Origin of the sequence: Pseudomonas sp. GCEP-101, from assembly GCF_025133575.1 — a bacterium.
Classification (GTDB): domain Bacteria; phylum Pseudomonadota; class Gammaproteobacteria; order Pseudomonadales; family Pseudomonadaceae; genus Pseudomonas; species Pseudomonas nitroreducens_B.
Map to the genome: position 1 here is coordinate 57926 of NZ_CP104011.1, position 15973 is coordinate 73898.

At 66.2% G+C, this 15973-nt stretch carries 12 protein-coding genes; 5 read left to right on the plus strand and 7 right to left on the minus strand.

The features are described from left to right. Positions 1–238: 238 nt before the first annotated feature. The 5 genes from acs to N0B71_RS00295 form a co-directional block, all read right to left on the minus strand. A complete protein-coding gene (acs, locus tag N0B71_RS00275) occupies positions 239–2194 on the minus strand; it encodes an acetate--CoA ligase (RefSeq protein WP_259756483.1) in 1956 nt (651 codons plus the stop codon). A gap of 162 nt (positions 2195–2356) precedes the next feature. After that, the gene (dctM, locus tag N0B71_RS00280; RefSeq protein ID WP_259756484.1) at positions 2357–3637 is read right to left on the minus strand and encodes a C4-dicarboxylate TRAP transporter large permease protein DctM; all 1281 of its coding nucleotides are present in this window, start codon (positions 3635–3637) and stop codon (positions 2357–2359) included. Then, positions 3634–4272, minus strand: a complete 639-nt coding sequence (locus N0B71_RS00285) for a TRAP transporter small permease (RefSeq protein WP_259756485.1) — start codon at positions 4270–4272, stop codon at positions 3634–3636. The genes dctM and N0B71_RS00285 overlap by 4 nt, the downstream gene beginning before the upstream one ends. A 62-nt stretch (positions 4273–4334) precedes the next feature. After that, on the minus strand, positions 4335–5351 hold the full coding sequence (locus N0B71_RS00290; RefSeq protein WP_259756487.1) for a TRAP transporter substrate-binding protein: 1017 nt from the start codon (positions 5349–5351) through the stop codon (positions 4335–4337). Between the two features lie 203 nt (positions 5352–5554). Next, positions 5555–6502, minus strand: coding sequence for a LysR family transcriptional regulator (locus N0B71_RS00295; protein ID WP_259756488.1), 948 nt, complete (start codon positions 6500–6502; stop codon positions 5555–5557). A 328-nt stretch (positions 6503–6830) separates the two neighbouring features. Between N0B71_RS00295 and N0B71_RS00300 the strand changes: the two genes are divergently transcribed. Next, positions 6831–8978, plus strand: a complete 2148-nt coding sequence (locus N0B71_RS00300) for an FUSC family protein (RefSeq protein WP_259756490.1) — start codon at positions 6831–6833, stop codon at positions 8976–8978. A gap of 660 nt (positions 8979–9638) precedes the next feature. After that, entirely contained in the window at positions 9639–9902 is a 264-nt protein-coding gene (locus N0B71_RS00305; protein WP_259756491.1) for a DUF2790 domain-containing protein, read from the plus strand. 58 nt (positions 9903–9960) lie between these two features. Here the strand turns inward: N0B71_RS00305 and N0B71_RS00310 are convergent, their stop codons facing one another. Beyond that, positions 9961–11271, minus strand: coding sequence for a phospholipase (locus tag N0B71_RS00310; protein ID WP_259756492.1), 1311 nt, complete (start codon positions 11269–11271; stop codon positions 9961–9963). 220 nt (positions 11272–11491) lie between these two features. On the opposite strand from N0B71_RS00310, the gene N0B71_RS00315 reads away from it, so the two are divergent. Beyond that, positions 11492–13156, plus strand: coding sequence for an MFS transporter (locus tag N0B71_RS00315; RefSeq protein ID WP_259756493.1), 1665 nt, complete (start codon positions 11492–11494; stop codon positions 13154–13156). Positions 13157–13348: 192 nt separating this feature from the next. On the opposite strand, the gene N0B71_RS00320 is transcribed toward N0B71_RS00315, so the two are convergent. After that, the gene (locus N0B71_RS00320; RefSeq protein ID WP_259759700.1) at positions 13349–14686 is read right to left on the minus strand and encodes a DEAD/DEAH box helicase; all 1338 of its coding nucleotides are present in this window, start codon (positions 14684–14686) and stop codon (positions 13349–13351) included. 169 nt (positions 14687–14855) lie between these two features. Here N0B71_RS00320 and N0B71_RS00325 point away from each other — a divergent pair, with 169 nt between their 5' ends. Together N0B71_RS00325 and N0B71_RS00330 are read left to right on the plus strand one after the other, a co-directional pair. Then, positions 14856–15401, plus strand: coding sequence for a dihydrofolate reductase family protein (locus N0B71_RS00325; RefSeq protein WP_259756495.1), 546 nt, complete (start codon positions 14856–14858; stop codon positions 15399–15401). Next, positions 15398–15802: an NUDIX hydrolase gene (locus tag N0B71_RS00330; protein WP_259756496.1), complete on the plus strand. Its 405-nt coding sequence runs from the start codon at positions 15398–15400 to the stop codon at positions 15800–15802. Before N0B71_RS00325 ends, N0B71_RS00330 begins: the two co-directional genes overlap by 4 nt. Positions 15803–15973: the final 171 nt, after the last annotated feature.

Here is a 15973-nt window from a genome sequence, read left to right on the forward strand (position 1 = left end):
CCTGGGATCTGTTCGCGAGCAAGCTCGCTCCTACGAAATGCAGGCGTGCGACCCGACTGTAGGAGCGAGCTTGCTCGCGAACCGCATTCCACCGCGGCCGAAACTGATGGGTATCGCTGCGCCCCACACCATTCGACGTTCGTGCTCGGCGGGCACTTCGGCATCGGCGTGCCATTGGCATAAGAACGCGGAAATGAAAAACGCCCCGGCAAGCGGGGCGTTTTTCATGGGCCTAGGATCAGGCCGCGCGCATGGCCTGGTGCGTGTCGATCAGGTGCTGCACCACACCCGGATCGGACAGGGTGGAAATGTCACCCAGGGAATCGTACTCGGCCGTGGCGATCTTGCGCAGGATGCGGCGCATGATCTTGCCCGAGCGGGTCTTCGGCAGACCGGGCGCCCACTGGATCACATCCGGCGTGGCGATCGGGCCGATTTCCTTGCGCACCCAGGCGCGCAGTTCCTGGCGCAGTTGCTCGCTGGATTCCTCGCCGGCATTCAGGGTGACGTAGACGTAGATGCCCTGCCCCTTGATGTCGTGCGGCACGCCAACCACCGCGGCCTCGGCCACTTTCGGGTGGGCGACCAGAGCGCTCTCGATCTCGGCGGTGCCCATGCGGTGGCCGGAAACGTTGAGCACGTCATCCACACGCCCGGTGATCCAGTAGTAGCCGTCCTCGTCGCGACGGGCGCCGTCGCCGGTGAAGTACATACCCTTGAAGGTCTTGAAGTAGGTGTCCACGTAGCGGTCGTGGTCGCCGTACAGCGTACGGGCCTGGCCCGGCCAGGAGTCGAGGATCACCAGGTTGCCCTCGGTGGACCCTTCCAGGATGTTGCCCAGGTTGTCCACCAGCGCCGGCACCACGCCGAAGAACGGCTTGGCGGCGGAGCCCGGCTTCAGGCCATGGGCGCCCGGCAGCGGGGTCATCAGGCAGGCGCCGGTCTCGGTCTGCCACCAGGTGTCGACGATCGGGCAGCGCGACTGGCCGACGGTCTCGTAGTACCACTGCCAGGCTTCGGGGTTGATCGGCTCGCCCACCGAACCCAGCAGGCGCAGGCTGGAACCGTCGGCGCCTTCGACCGCGGCCTTGCCCTCGGCCATCATGGCGCGGATGGCGGTGGGCGCGGTGTAGAGGATGTTGACCTTGTGCTTGTCGACGATCTTGGCGACGCGGGAGATGTCCGGGTAGTTCGGTACGCCCTCGAACAGCACGGTGGTGGCACCGTTGGCCAGCGGGCCGTAGACGACGTAGGTGTGACCGGTCACCCAGCCGATGTCGGCGGTGCACCAGAAGACTTCGCCCGGACGGTAGTCGAACACGCGCTCATGGGTCAGCGAGGCGTACACCAGGTAACCGCCGGTGGTGTGCAGCACACCCTTGGGTTTGCCGGTGGAGCCGGAGGTGTAGAGGATGAACAGCGGCTCCTCGGCGCCCATTTCCTTCGGCGCGCAGCTGTTGCCGGCGACCTTCATCAGGTCCTCGAACCACACGTCGCGGTGCTGGTTCCACTTGATGGGCGAGCCGGTGCGCTTGCAGACGATGATCTTCTGCACGCTGTTGGTTTCCGGGTTGGTCAGCGCGTCGTCGACGTTGGCCTTGAGCGGGGTTTTCTTGCCGCCGCGCACGCCTTCGTCGGCGGTGATCACCACCTTGGAGCGGCAGTCGATGATGCGGCCGGCCAGGGCTTCGGGAGAGAAGCCGCCGAACACCACGGAGTGGATCGCACCGATGCGGGCGCAGGCCAGCATCGCCACCACGGCCTCGGGGATCATCGGCATGTAGATGGTCACCACGTCGCCACGGTGCACGTCCTGGCCGCGCAGGGCGTTGGCGAACTTGCAGACCTGTTCGTGCAGTTCGCGGTAGGTGATTTCGCGGTGCTCGGAAGGATCGTCGCCTTCCCAGATGATGGCGATCTGGTCGCCGCGCTCGGCCAGGTGGCGGTCGAGGCAGTTGTAGGAGAGGTTCAGCGTGCCATCGGCGAACCACTTGATGTCCACGTGGTGGTCGTCGAAGGAGGTCTGCTTGACCTTGGTGAACGGCTTGATCCAGTCGATGCGCTGGGCCTGTTCGCGCCAGAAGCCGTCGGGGTTGACCACCGACTGCTGGTACAGCTTCTTGTAGGTGGCCTCGTCGGTCAGAGTGGTCGCGGCCACTTCGGGACGCACGGGGTACACGGATGCCGCTGTCATGGCGTTTTACCTCGGTGAAGAGTGTTGTTTTTGTTGCCATCAGTTGTAACGGCGACACCCTCCCCCGAACCATACGACCATGGTCTTACCAATCCTTAGTCGTAGTGATGGGCCCCATAAGCCGTTGTTTTCACAGCGGGCGCATGGGGCCGCGACAACCTGTCACATACCAAGGGCGTGGGGCAGCGCCAGCGAGATATAGGGCACGTAGGTCACCAGGATCAGGAACAGCAGCAGGATCATCAGCCAGGGCAGCGCCGCGCGGATGGTCGAACCCAGCGGCAGGCCGGTGACCGCCGAGGTGACGAACAGGTTGAGCCCCACCGGCGGGTGCACCAGGCCGATCTCCATGTTCACCACCATGACGATCCCCAGGTGGATCGGGTCGATGCCCAGGCGCATGGCGATGGGGAAGAAGATCGGCGCGAGGATCAGCACAATGGCCGAAGGCTCCATGAAACTGCCGGCCACCAGCAGCACCACGTTGACCATCAGCAGGAAGCCGATCGGCGTCAGCCCCTCCTGCATCACCCACTCGGTGATCTGCTGGGGGATCTGCTCGGTGGTCAGCACGTGGGCGAAGAGCATGGCGTTGGCGATGATGAACATCAGCATGATGCTCAGCCGCCCCGACTCCACCAGCACCTTGGGACAGTCGCGCAGGCGCATGTCCTTGTAGACGAACAGCGCGACGAAGGCCGAGTACACCGCCGCCACCGCCGCCGCCTCGGTGGGCGTGAACAGCCCCGAGTAGATGCCGCCGAGGATGATCACCAGCAGGAGCAGCCCCCAGATCGCCCGGCGCGCGGCGGACAGCCATTCGCGCAGGCTGGCGCGCGGTTGCGCCGGCAGCGTCTTCACCCGCGCGACGATGTAGATCACCACCATCAGGATCACGCCCAGCAGCAGCCCGGGCACCACGCCGGCGACGAACAGCTTGCCCACCGAGGTCTCGGTGGCGGCGGAGTACACCACCATGACGATCGACGGCGGGATCAGGATGCCCAGGGTGCCGGCATTGCAGATGATCCCGGCGCCGAACTCGCGCGGGTAACCCGAGCGCACCATGCCCGCCACGGCAATCGAGCCCACTGCCGCCACGGTCGCCGGCGAGGAGCCGGACAGCGCGGCGAACAGCATGCACGCCAACACCGCGGCAATCGCCAGGCCGCCACGGATGTGGCCGACGCAGGCGTTGGCGAAGTCGATCAGCCGCCGGGCCACGCCGCCAGTGGTCATGAAGGCGCCGGAGAGCAGGAAGAACGGGATCGCCAGCAGCGTATAGGCCTCGGATGTCTCGAACAGCTTGATCGCCAGCGAGCGCACCGAATCCGGGCTGAACAGCAGGATCGTCAGCGCGCCGGAGAGCCCCAGGGAGATGGCGATGGGCACGCCGATGAACATGAAGACGAACAGCAGGAGGAATAGCATCATCACGGTCATGGACGATTCTCCACGGCGTCTCCGCCGGCCAGCTTCGAGGCCTCCGCGGCCTCGTCGGCCAGCCCCAGGCCGAGCTGGCGGCCGCGCAACAGGTTGATGAGGATTTCCAGGTAGCGCAGGACCACCAGGCCGAAGCCGATGGGCACGATCACCGCGACGTAGGCCTGCAGGATGCCGAAGTGGTCGAGGTCTTCCGCGCCGATGCCGGCGATGAACAGGGTCTTCACCCAGTCGTAGCTGGCGACCATGAACAGGCCGGCGTAGCCCAGGCAGCAGAGACAGGCGAGCACGCCGATGCCGCGCTGCACCGGGCGCGGCGCCAGGCGCACCAGCGCATCCACGCCCAGGTGGCCGGCGGTACGCACGCCGTAGGCGATGCCGAGGAAGATCAGCCAGCCGAACAGCGCCTTGGTCAGCGCGTTGCTCCAGGACATGTCCTGGGCAACGCCCAGGATCGCATCGCCGATGGCGTAGAACGGTCCCTGGATCGAGGGCAGGCGATCGCCCAGGTCATAGAACAGGGTGAAGACGTTGGTCACCACCACGTAGACGAAGGTCACCAGCGTCATGGCCGCCAGCAGGAAGGCGATGGCGCCTTCCTCGACGTGGTTCCACACGCGCACGAGTCGGTTCATCGAAAATTCTCCACAACGAAGGAACGCCAGGACGCCCCGCCAGCCGGCAGGGCCGGGCGGAATCAATGGGGACGGTTGGCGGCTTCGGCGGCCTGGAGGAAATCGGCGCCGACGTTGTCGCGGAATTTCTGCCATACCGGCTGCATCGCCTCGCGCCAGTCGGCGCGCTGCTGCGCGGTGAGCGGGTGGATCTCGCTGGTGCCGCTGGCGAGGATGCGCTGGCGGGCGTCGCGGTTCAGGCGCTCGGCTTCGGCGTTCACCTTCACGGTGACCTCGGCCATGATCGTCTCCAGCTCGCCGCGCAGGTCCGGCGGCAGGCCGTTCCAGAACGCCGCGTTGGTGATGACCATGTAGTCCACCAGGCCGTGATTGGACTCGGTGAAGTACTTCTGCACCTCGTTGACCTTCTGGCTCTCGTAGTTCGACCAGGTGTTCTCGGTGCCATTCACCACGCCGGTCTGCAGGCCCTGGTAGACCTCGGCGAAGGACATCTTGCGGGAGATGGCGCGCAACTGGCGGAACTGCTCGTTGAGCACATCGGAGGCCTGCACGCGGAACTTCAGGCCGCGCGCATCGCCGGGCTCGAGCAGCAGGCGGTTGGCCGACAGCTGCTTCATCCCGTTGTGCCAGTACGCCAGACCGAGGATGCCCTTGCCCTGCATGCTGGTCAGCAGGCTCTGGCCCTGCGGGCTGCGCTGGAAGGTGTCGACAGCGTCGATGTCGTCGAAGAGGAACGGCAGGTCGAAGATCTGCACCTTCTTGGTGTACTGCTCGAACTTGGCCAGGGACGGCGCGAGCATCTGCACGTCGCCCAGCAACAGCGCCTCCATCTCCTTGCCATCGCCGAACAGCGAGGAGTTGGGGTAGACCTCCACGCGCACCCGGCCGGGCAGGCGTTCTTCGGCCAGGCGCTTGAACAGCAGCGCGCCCTGCCCCTTGGGCGTGTTCTCCGCGACCACGTGGGCAAACTTGATCACTATCGGCTCGTTGGCAGCCTGCGGTTCATCGGCAGCCTGGCTGGCTGAGGCGCAGGCCAACGCCAGGACGGCGAGCAAGGCCCGCCCTATCGATCCAAACATCGCGTCACCCTCAATTTGTTCTTGTGCTTGCGAGGTGAGCCTGGCGGCAGGCTCGTGAGGAGACTGACGCAAATGCTGGCGTTCGGAGAATTCGTCTTTTCCCAAAGCGGCGTTCGTACAGACAAAACGCCAGGCAGAAAAAGCAGCGCCCGGCACGGGCCGGGCACTGGAGTATTCCTGGGTTCAGGGCCGGGGAACGGGCCTCAGGCGGGTAGCCGCGTGCGGTGCTCGAGCATCATCCGCTCGTGCTCTTCCAGCATGCCGGGCACGCAGTCGCGCAGGAACTCCACCCAGGTGCGGATCTTCGCGTCGAGGTACTGCCGCGACGGATACAGCGCATAGACGTTGAGATGGAACAGGCTGTAGGCCGGCAGCACGCGGACCAGGCTGCCATCCTGCAACCCGTGCACGGCGGAATACACCGGCAGCGCGCCGATGCCCATCCCGGCACGCACCGCCTCGGTCATGGCGTCGGCGGTATTGACCTGGAAATGGCTGTGGTTGATGCCGACCATTTCCTGGCCGTCGGGGCCGTCGAACAGCCACTTGTCCAGCGACATCACCGAGTTCACCAGGCGCAGGCAGCGGTGCTCGGTCAGCTCGCCGAGCTTCGTCGGCATGCCGTGCCGCGCCACGTACTCGGGCGAGGCGCAGAGCACGCTGTAGGTCTTGCCGATGCGCTTGGAGACGAAGCCCGAGTCCGGCAATTCCTGGGCGATCACCACGGAGATGTCGTAGCCCTCGTCGAGGATGTCGGTGATGCGGTTGGCCAGGGTCAGGTCGAAGGTGACCTCGGGGTAGATCTCGCAGTACTGCGCGATCGCACGGATCAGGTAGTGCTGGCCGATACCGGTCATGGCATGCACCTTCACCTTGCCGTGGGGGCGGGCGTGGGCATCGCCGGCCTCGGCCTCGGCTTCCTCGATGTAGCCGAGGATCTGCTGGCAGCGCTGCAGGTAGCGCTGGCCGGCTTCGGTAAGGGCGATGCGGCGGGTGGTGCGATGCAGCAGGCGAGTGCGCAGGTGCGCTTCGAGTTTGGCCACCGTCCGCGAGACGTAGGCGGTGGTGAGGTCCATGCGCTGGGCGGCGGCGGTGAAGCTGCCGGTCTCGGCGACACAGACGAAGGCACGCATGTTGTGCAGCAGGTCCATCATTTCTCCAGAAGAGCCTGTCCACGCCACGGCGGGCGGTCTCTGCAACGGTGCATGGCAAGCAACGCCTTGTTACAGATTCATGACAGGCGGCGAATTGTCGCACAGGTGCCCGCCGGGGATTATTGTACTTTCAGGTAACAATAATTCGCCCATCCGTCAGCTTATCCTGTCCCCGGCGCACTTCTAGAATCGCCCTCCCCAACGCGGTCTCCCGCCACGCCCCAGGACAAGCAGCCGTGCTCCGCCTTTCGTGCAACGTGCTTCCACCCCTTCGCTACGCCTTCCAGCCGATCCAGCCCGATTACCGCCTGCCGAGATAAGCCCGATGAGCAGTCTGTCCGTGCGCCTGCCCAAGGCCGCCGCGGTGCGCTTCGCCCTGTCCGACTGGGCGCACACCGACGGCGTGACCTGGATGTTCATCCTCAAGACCCTGATCACCGCCTTCACCGCGCTGTGGCTGGCCTACCGGCTGGAGCTGCCGCAGCCCAACACCGTGCTGGTGAGCGCCTTCATCGTGCTGCAACCGCAGAGCGGCCAGGTGCTGGCGAAAAGTTTCTACCGCATCCTAGGCACGCTGGCCGGGCTCACGGTGATGGTCACCTTCATCGCCCTGTTCGCCCAGGAGCGCGTGCTGTTCCTGCTCTGCGTGGCGATCTGGGTCGGCCTGTGCACGGCGGGCGCCGCGCGCTACCGGGACTTCCGCGCCTACGCCTGCCTGCTGGCCGGCTACACCGCGGTGATGATCGGCATCCCCGCCACCCTGCACCCGGAGGGCGCCTTCATGCAGGCGCTGTGGCGGGTGATCGAGATCACCCTGGGGATTCTCTGCACCGGCGTGGTCAGCGCCGTGGTCCTGCCGCAGACCAGCAGCGCCGCCCTGCGCAATGCGCTGAACACCCGCTTCGGCGACTTCGCCGGCCTCGCCAGCGCGGGTCTCAACGGCACGCTGGAGCGCGAGCGCTTCGAGCAGGCCAGCGCGCGGCTCGCCGCCGAGGTGGTGGGCCTGGAAAGCCTGCGCAACGTCACCGCCTTCGAAGACCCGCACATGCGCCTGCGCAGCGGTCGCCTGGCGCGCCTGAACAGCGAATTCATGCAATTGACCACACGCTTCCACGCCTTGCAGCGCCTGCTCGACCGCCTGCGCGAACGCCAGGCCAGCAACGTGCTGGAGGTGCTGATGCCCTGCCTGATCGACGTCAGCGAACTGCTCGCCAGCTGGCATGGCCGGCCGCTCGGCGAAGCGGACGCCGAGCGCCTGAGCGTGCAACTGGAACTGTGCAAGCACCACCTGATGCCGCGCATCCGCGAGGCCCGTGCCAACCTGGGCCACACCTGCCCGCGCGAAGCCGACCAGCTGGATTTCGAAACCGCCGCCGAGCTGCTCTACCGCTTCGCCGATGACATGCACAACTACGCCCAGACCCACGCCTCGCTGGCCGCGCACAAGCACGCGCGCGAGCAGTGGAAGGAGCGCTTCACGCCCAAGGCCAATGCGCTGGCCGCCGCCGTCGCAGGCTTTCGCTGTGCGCTGCTGGTGATCGTCGGCGGAGTATTCTGGATCGAGACGTCCTGGCTCAGCGGCGCCACCTTCGCCCTGACCTCGGTGCTGATCGCCGCGCTCTCCTCCGCCTCGCCCAATCCCAAGCGCCAGTCCCTGCAACTGACCCTGGGCACCCTGCTGGGCGCCACCCTGGGCTTCATTCTCACCTTCCGCGTGCTGCCGCATATCGACGGCTTCCCGCTGCTGTGCTTCGTGCTCGCCCCGGTGTTCGCCCTTGGCGCTTTCCTGATCACCCGGCCCCAATGGAGCGGCTATGGCGTCGGCCTGCTGGTGTGGTTCTGCATCGCCTCGCTGCCGGCCAACGTGGCACGCTACGACGCCTACACCTTCATCAACGAATACCTGGCGATGCTGCTCTCCATGGGCATGGCGGTGGTCGCGGCCATCGTCATCCTGCCGCCGAACCGGCCGTGGCTGTGGGAGCGCCTGGAAGCCCAGCTGCGCCTGCGCGTGGTGCGGGTGATCAGCGATCCGCTGAAGGGGCTGTCGTCGAACTTCGAAAGCGGCACCCGCGACCTGCTGAACCAGGCCTACGGGTTATCCACAGGCCGTCCCGATGTGCAGCGCCGGCTGTTGCGCTGGACCTTCCAGGTGCAGGAGATCGGTCTGTCGATCATCGAGTTGCGCCGCGAGCAGGAGGCTCTGCCGAAGGAGCCCTGGTACGCCGAGCGCATGCCCTGGCGCCGGGCGATCCGCGCGCTGGGCCGGGCATTGATCCGCCTGTTCCTCCAGCCCAGCGAGAGCAACCGCCAGCGCGCCCTGGCGGCGGTGGAGCATGCCATCCACGCGACCCGCAGCACGGATGATCGCCGCCCGCCGCACTTCGACTCCTCCCCCCTGCGCCGGGTGTGCAGCTACCTGCACTTCATCCGCACCTCGCTGCTCGATCCGCAGTCGCCGCTGCGCGACTGAGTCCGGCGGGTTCGCGAGCAAGCTCGCTCCTACGAAGAGCGTCATGCCCTCCCAGTAGGAGCGAGCTTGCTCGCGAACCGCACGGCACAAAACTCCCATGGATCGTAGGAGCGGACTCCGTCCGCGATGAGTGTCCAGCCGCGCCAGAGCCGCTCCCGCCAGACAGCTTTTCGCCCTGGTCGGCCCTCACCCTAACCCTCTCCCGGAGGGAGAGGGGACAGTTCGGTGGAGGATGAAAACGCGGCATTAGCCGGCACAGGTCGCCCCCGCTCCCGGAGGGAGAGGGGGCAGTTCAGTGGAGGATGAAAACGCGACATTAGCCGGCACAGGTCGCCCCCCTCCCGGAGGGAGAGGGCTGGGGTGAGGGATGCCCCAGTGCCGATACTTCACTTATGCAGAAGCCGAATCTCCGCGACCGCCCGCCGCAGAACCACCCCTGCAAGCCGCGTCAATTCTGGATTGTTGCCTCTGAGTACGAAGTCTTGTTGGCGCCTGGATATATGACTTGGGTCAGGCAAATCCTATTATTTCCGTGCTGTTACAGCGCGCGCCGCAACACACCCAAGACCCATCCTCATCCCCAACGTTTCCCGACGCAGCCATGAGCTGAACGTCACGGACCCGTCACGTCCGGACACCGGGAACAAGGCAGGTAAATTCATGAAAGCTGTAGTCATCCTGGCCATGCTGGGCTTCTCCTCGCTCGCCCTGGCCGAGCAGGCGAACGCCGCCGGCCAGGCACCAAGCGCGGCCGTGGAGCAGTACACCTACGACATGAAACTGGACGTCGCCCACGTCATCTCGACCACCGACGTCTCCAACCAGTGCGGTATCGTGCCGGCACGCATGACCTACGAAGACTCCCAGGGTCAGCGCCACACGGTCGAATACCAGGTGTGGGGCAACGGCTGCTCCGGCGGCTAAGCGATTCGCGCGTTCCCGCCGTGGCCCACGCAGCCTCGGCGGGAATGCCGCCCACCGCTTACGGCTGCAGCGCCGCCCTGGCGATATTGCGGCTGTGCGCACCGAAGTGGCGGATCAACTGCACGATCTGCTCATCCAGCGCCGCGTCGTGGCGGAACGGCTCCGGTGAGTTCCCTGCGCTGAAATCCCCCGCCGGCACCTTCTCGTTGTCCAGCCAATGGCCGATCGCGGCATCGAACGCCGCCGCATGGGCATGGGACTCGCTTGCCACCACCTCGCGCAGATACGCCGTCGAATAAGGTGGATAACTGCCGTCGCCGCTCACATCGGCGTACGCCGCGAGCAACGGCGACTCGCCCCCCTGGCGCAGCGTCTCGCGCAGCCAGTCGACCTCGTACCGCTCAACCCCCGTATGCCGGTCCGCCACACGCTGGATCGCCGCCTGCTTGTCGGCGTCGAAGCCGGCCATGGACTTGCCCGCCGTCCATAGCATGCTGGCGGTGGTCTCGCCCGGCAGCGGCGTCGAGTGATAGGGCTGGGTCATGTCCTGGATGTAATGCATCGCCCACCCGAGGAAGCGGTACCCCCAGTACGGATGCCCCGTGTCGAAGGCGAAGCGCGCCAGGCCATGGAACTGGTACGCGCGCCACTCGGGCCAGTTGCGTTCCAGGTACGGCGCGCCGGTGAAGATGACCGCGTCCTCGTGGTAGAAGCCCATGTGGAACGGCGCCTGGGAGCTGAACTCGTAGCGCGGATCGCCGAACGGCTGGGTGCCGAAACCGTAGCGCTGGCCGGCGTCGCCGGGATTGTCGCTGAACAGGTTGATGTCGTGGCCGAAGTCCGGCTCGTCGGCGGCGCTGGCCAGGACGTCCAGGGCGGGCACCTTCTCCCCCGCCTGCAGTTGCACGAAGCGCCACTGGTTCCAGCCGGACAGGTTGCGGAACACCAGAACGTCCGCCGGCTGCAGCGCCACATGCTTGTGCAACTCATCGCCTGGCAACTCGCCGCCGGGCGGTGGCTGCACGGCGGTGGCCAGCTTGATCTCGGGGTTCAGCCGCAATGCCATGAGGAACGCCTTGCGCAGGTCGTCGCGACCGTCTTCGGCCAGGCGCAGGTCGTCCGGGCGCGGCGGGTACTGTCGGAAGTGCTCGCGGGCGTAGGCTTCCTGCTCGTCCAGGAGCTTCACCAGGCCGGCCCGCTGCTGGCTGATGAAGCTCTCCAGCGGTTCCACCTCGACATCGGGCGCCTGGGTGAGCGCCGGCAATTGTCGCAAGGCGAGGTAGCTGCCAAGGGTGTGATTGGACCAGGCCCAGAGGCTTTGCGGCAGGGCCAGCAGGCCGGCCAGCAGGCAGGTGGAAAGTCGCTTCATCGGCTCTTCGCTCTTATTGGCAATGCAAGACGGAAAATTCCGACGCAGCCTAACAATCCGAAGCCCCGCCAGCACTGTCGAAGCCTGCCAGCGCGAGTCACCGATAACGCCACGGCTGACCATCATCAATGGCGCATACGGTCCCAGCCACTACACTTGCCCGGCATGGAAAGGCACCGGCTCCACGCGCGTGCCGGCCACTCGAAATAAGGGCGTCCCCATGCTGCAGTCCGTTTCACCCAAGCAAGACCTCCCGCTCAAGCCCGATCCAGTCGAACCCCGCAGTGGCGTCCTCGCTCCCTTCAGCATCGCCGCGTTCCGCATCATCTGGATCTGCAACCTGTTCGCCAACCTGGGCACCTGGGCGCAATCGGTGGCCGCCGCCTGGGTGGTCACCGAGGCCCACGCCAGCCCGCTGATGGTGGCGATGATCCAGGTCGCCTCGGCGCTGCCGCTGGTGCTGCTGTCGATCATGTCCGGCGTGCTGGCCGACAACCACGACCGCCGCAAGATCATGCTGGTGGGCCTGACGGTGGAGCTCTCCGGCGCCGCGCTGGTGACGGCGCTGGCGTTCATGGGCTACCTCGACCCGCTGCTGCTGATCGTGTCGATCCTCTGGCTGTCGCTGGGCAGTTCGATCACCATTCCTGCCTGGCAGGCGGCGGTGAACGAGCAGGTGCCACCGCGCATGCTCGGCGACGCCGTACTGCTCAACAGCGTCAACTACAACGTCGCCCGCGCCGTCGGCCCGGCCATCGGCGGCCTGCTGCTGTCGGCCACCGGGGCCTCCTGGGTGTTCCTCTTCAACTGCCTGTGCTACGCCGCGCTGATCTGGGCGATCTGGCAATGGCGCCGCGACGTGCCCAAACGCACCCTGCCGCCGGAGCACATCTTCGAAGGCGTGATCGCCGCCTTGCGCTTCACCCAATATTCCAGCGTCACCCGCCTGGTGATGCTGCGCTCGGCGGTGTTCGGCCTCTCCGCCAGCGCGATCTGGGCGCTGCTGCCGCTGCTGGCGCACCGCAACCCGGACGGCAGCGCCTCGGTGTACGGCTACATGCTCGGTGCCCTGGGCCTGGGCGCCATCGTCGCCAGCACCATGGTGAGCAAGGCGCGGCAGTGGCTGGGCAGCAGTCACCTGATCAGCTTCGCCGCCGCCACGCTGGCGCTGGTGATACTGACCCTGGGCTGGGTCGACAACCTCTGGGTGATCTTCCCCGCCCTGGTGCTCGGCGGAGCCTGCTGGATCGCCGCCGTGGCCACCTACAATTCGGCGGTGCAGATCCTCGTGCCCGACTGGGTCAAGGCCCGGGCCCTGGCGTTGTACCAGACCGCCATCTACGGCGGGCTGGCGGCCGGCTCGTTCCTCTGGGGGCACTTCGCCGAAACCATGGGTGTGCAGGGGGCGCTGATCGCCGCCGGCTGCCTGCTGCTGGTCTCGGTAGCGCTGCTGTACAACTCGCGGCTGCCGGAGCTGGACTCCACCAGCATCGCCCGCGCGCCGGGCGGTGTGCCGGGGCAGCCAACCTTCGTGTTCAACCCCGAACGCGGCTCGGTGCTGGTGTCCATCGAATACCGGATTCCCGCAGAGCGCACCCGTGACTTCGTCCGCGCGGCCAAGCCGCTGCGTCGCCTGCGCCTGCGCAACGGCGCGGAGCGCTGGGCGCTGTACCGCGACGTGAGCAACCCGGAAATCTGGCAGGAACTGTTCCTGGTGGACAACTGGATCGGCCACCTGCGCATGCTCGATCGCCTGACCATCGAGGACAAGACCATCATCGACAACGTCACCAGCCTGCACGCGGGCGACGCGCCGCCGGTGATCCGCCATGGGGTGAGCTATGAGTCGGGCAGCTACGAGGCGCCGCCGGAAACGCTGGGGTAGGAATCCAACATCAAGAGTCCCTCTCGCTGAAGGGAAAGGGACTGGATCAAACGCCTGGGCACCTTGCAGCCCCCAGACGGAAGCGTGGCGAGGTCAATCGGGGCGCACCGCAGCCAGAATAGCGCGGACAGCCCCTCTCCCTTCAGGGAGAGGGTTGGGGAGAGGGCACGCCCCAGCACGAAGCTCCGCTGATTACTCCGCCGCCGGCTTCTTGCGCTTGAGCGGCGCCAGGCCGTCCTGGCTCACCACCTTCGACGGGCCCGCCTTGGGCCTGGCCGCGGGTTTCTTCTTCGCCGGCGCCTTGCTGCCGGTCTTCTTCGCGTCGTCTTTTTTCTTCTTGGTGCCGGCAGCCTTGCCCGACGCCTTGACCTTCTTCGGCCCCTTGTAGGTGCCTTTGAGTTCCTTGATGGTCCGCAGCTCGAAACGCAGCTTGAGGTAACGCTCGATGCTCGACATCAGGTTCCAGTCGCCGTGGCCCACCAGCGAGATCGCGGTGCCGGCCGCACCCGCGCGGCCGGTACGACCGATGCGGTGCACGTACTCGTCGCCACGGCGCGGGATGTCGAAGTTGATCACCAGGTCCAGGCCGTCGACGTCCAGGCCCCGGGCGGCCACGTCGGTGGCGACGAGGATCTTCACCGCGCCCTGCTTCAGGCGCTCGATGGCCAGCTTGCGGTCCTTCTGGTCCTTCTCGCCGTGCAGCACGAAGACCTTGTGGCCAGCGGCAATCAGGCGGCCGGTCAGGCGGTCGGCCGCCACGCGGGTGTTGGTGAAGACGATCGCCTTCTCATAGGTCTCGTTGCTCAGCAGCCACTGCAGCAGGGCCTCCTTGTGGCCGACGTCGTCGGTCAGGATCACCTGCTGGCTGACCTCTTCGTTCAGCTCGCTGACGCGGTTGAGCTGCAGGTTTTCCGGCTCGCGCAGGACCTGCTCGACGATGGCGTGCAGGCCGCTGCCGCTGGTGGCGGAGAACAGCAGGGTCTGGCGCTGCGCCGGGCACTGCGCGGCGAGCTTGAGCACGTCCTCGGAGAAGCCCATGTCGAGCATGCGGTCGGCTTCGTCGAGGACCAGCACTTCCACGTCGCCCAGCGGCAGGTTGCCGGCGTTGAACTGCTCGTTCAGGCGGCCGGGCGTGCCGATGATGATCTCCGGATTCTTGCGCAGCCGCGCGCCCTGCACCTTGAAGTCCTCACCACCGGTGATCAGGCAGGCCTTGATGAAGGTGAACTGGGCGAAGCGCTCGACTTCCTTGAGGGTCTGCTGGGCCAGCTCGCGGGTCGGCAGCAGGATCAGCGCACGGGCGCCGCTCTTGGGCTTTTCCTCGGCGAGCAGGCGATGCAGCAGCGGCAGCACGAAGGCGGCGGTCTTGCCACTGCCGGTCTGCGCGGTCACCCGCAGGTCGCGTCCCTCCAGGGCCTTCGGGATGGCCGCAGCCTGGACCGGGGTCGGCTCGGTGAAGGACAACGAATCGAGCGCCTTGAGCAGGCGTTCGTGCAGGGCGAATTGGGAGAACAAGGCAGACCTCGATATCACGTAAAGACCAAATAGCTGCATAGCTTAATGTTTGCCGAGCCTGCGCGCTGGAAATATTGCCAACGCCCCATCCGACGGCCGCCGCGTCAATAACCCGACAAACGTAGCGGCGCTCGGCCAAGGGCGATGCCATGCTCTGGTGGGCCTGACAAAAAGGAGCATACAGGTGCCAGCGACTCTCATTTACTACGTGGCCGCCAGCCTCGACGGCTACATCGCTCGCCCCGACGGCAGCGTAGACTGGCTCGAAGGATACGGCGGCGAGGCCGACGACCATGGCTACAACGCCTTCTACGCCAGCATCGATGGCCTGCTCATGGGCCGGGCCACCTACCTGTTCTGCCTGAACCAGCAGCATTGGCCCTATCCGGACAAACCCACGCTGGTGATGACTCGTTCCAACCATCTGCCCAAGGCTGCGCCTCAGGTGGCGCTGGAGCACTTCACGCCGCTGGACGCCCTCGCCTCATTGCAGGCGCGCGGCTGCGAACGCATCTGGCTGGTCGGCGGCGGCAGCCTGGCGGGCAATTTCCTCGCCGCAGGCTTGCTTGACGAGGTGATCGTCAGCATCATTCCGCACCTGCTCGGCGCTGGCATCCCCCTGTTCAGCATCGGCCTCGAACAACGCCTGCAACTGCTCGAACAACGCAGCTTCCCCAGCGGCATCGTGCAGATGCGCTACCAGGTTCTGAAGGAAACGCCCTCGCCATGACCGCCACCATTCGTATCGCCGCCGCCTGCCTGCTGGATGAAGCCGGACGCCTGCTGCTGGTGCGAAAGCGCGGAACCCAGGCCTTCATGCTGCCGGGCGGCAAGCACGAACCCGGCGAAACCTCCGTCCAGGCCCTGCTGCGCGAACTGGGCGAAGAACTCGACCTGCACCTGGCAAGCTCCGCGCTGACGCCGCTGGGCCATTTCCAGGCCAAGGCGGCCAACGAACCGGACATGCGCGTGGAGGCCCACGTCTTCATTGCCGCCCTGCCCCACGCCGTCCAGCCCGCCGCCGAGCTGGAGGAGCTCGCCTGGCTCGACCCGGCCGGCGCCTACCCTCATCACCTCGCCCCGCTGCTGCGCGAGCAGGTCCTCCCCGCTCTGCTTGCTCATCTGAGCTAATTTGTTCAGCTCAATTACCTGCATTTCGTCGGGTTTTTCCTTAAGAAATCCTTTTTGCCTGGCTTTTCGCCAGCAATTTGCGCGGGCTGGGCATTTGCGCCAGAACCCCCGGTTTATAAGGCTTGCGGCTATAAGGTCGGGGTGTGACTGATGCGTCAGAGCACATGTCAC

Bases quoted from the DNA above. Each gene is read 5' to 3' on its own strand.
- acs (WP_259756483.1), bottom strand. From the start codon at position 2,194: ATGACAGCGGCATCCGTGTACCCCGTGCGTCCCGAAGTGGCCGCGACC.
- dctM (WP_259756484.1), bottom strand. From the start codon at position 3,637: ATGACCGTGATGATGCTATTCCTCCTGCTGTTCGTCTTCATGTTCATC.
- N0B71_RS00285 (WP_259756485.1), bottom strand. From the start codon at position 4,272: ATGAACCGACTCGTGCGCGTGTGGAACCACGTCGAGGAAGGCGCCATC.
- N0B71_RS00290 (WP_259756487.1), bottom strand. From the start codon at position 5,351: ATGTTTGGATCGATAGGGCGGGCCTTGCTCGCCGTCCTGGCGTTGGCC.
- N0B71_RS00295 (WP_259756488.1), bottom strand. From the start codon at position 6,502: ATGGACCTGCTGCACAACATGCGTGCCTTCGTCTGTGTCGCCGAGACC.
- N0B71_RS00300 (WP_259756490.1), top strand. From the start codon at position 6,831: ATGAGCAGTCTGTCCGTGCGCCTGCCCAAGGCCGCCGCGGTGCGCTTC.
- N0B71_RS00305 (WP_259756491.1), top strand. From the start codon at position 9,639: ATGAAAGCTGTAGTCATCCTGGCCATGCTGGGCTTCTCCTCGCTCGCC.
- N0B71_RS00310 (WP_259756492.1), bottom strand. From the start codon at position 11,271: ATGAAGCGACTTTCCACCTGCCTGCTGGCCGGCCTGCTGGCCCTGCCG.
- N0B71_RS00315 (WP_259756493.1), top strand. From the start codon at position 11,492: ATGCTGCAGTCCGTTTCACCCAAGCAAGACCTCCCGCTCAAGCCCGAT.
- N0B71_RS00330 (WP_259756496.1), top strand. From the start codon at position 15,398: ATGACCGCCACCATTCGTATCGCCGCCGCCTGCCTGCTGGATGAAGCC.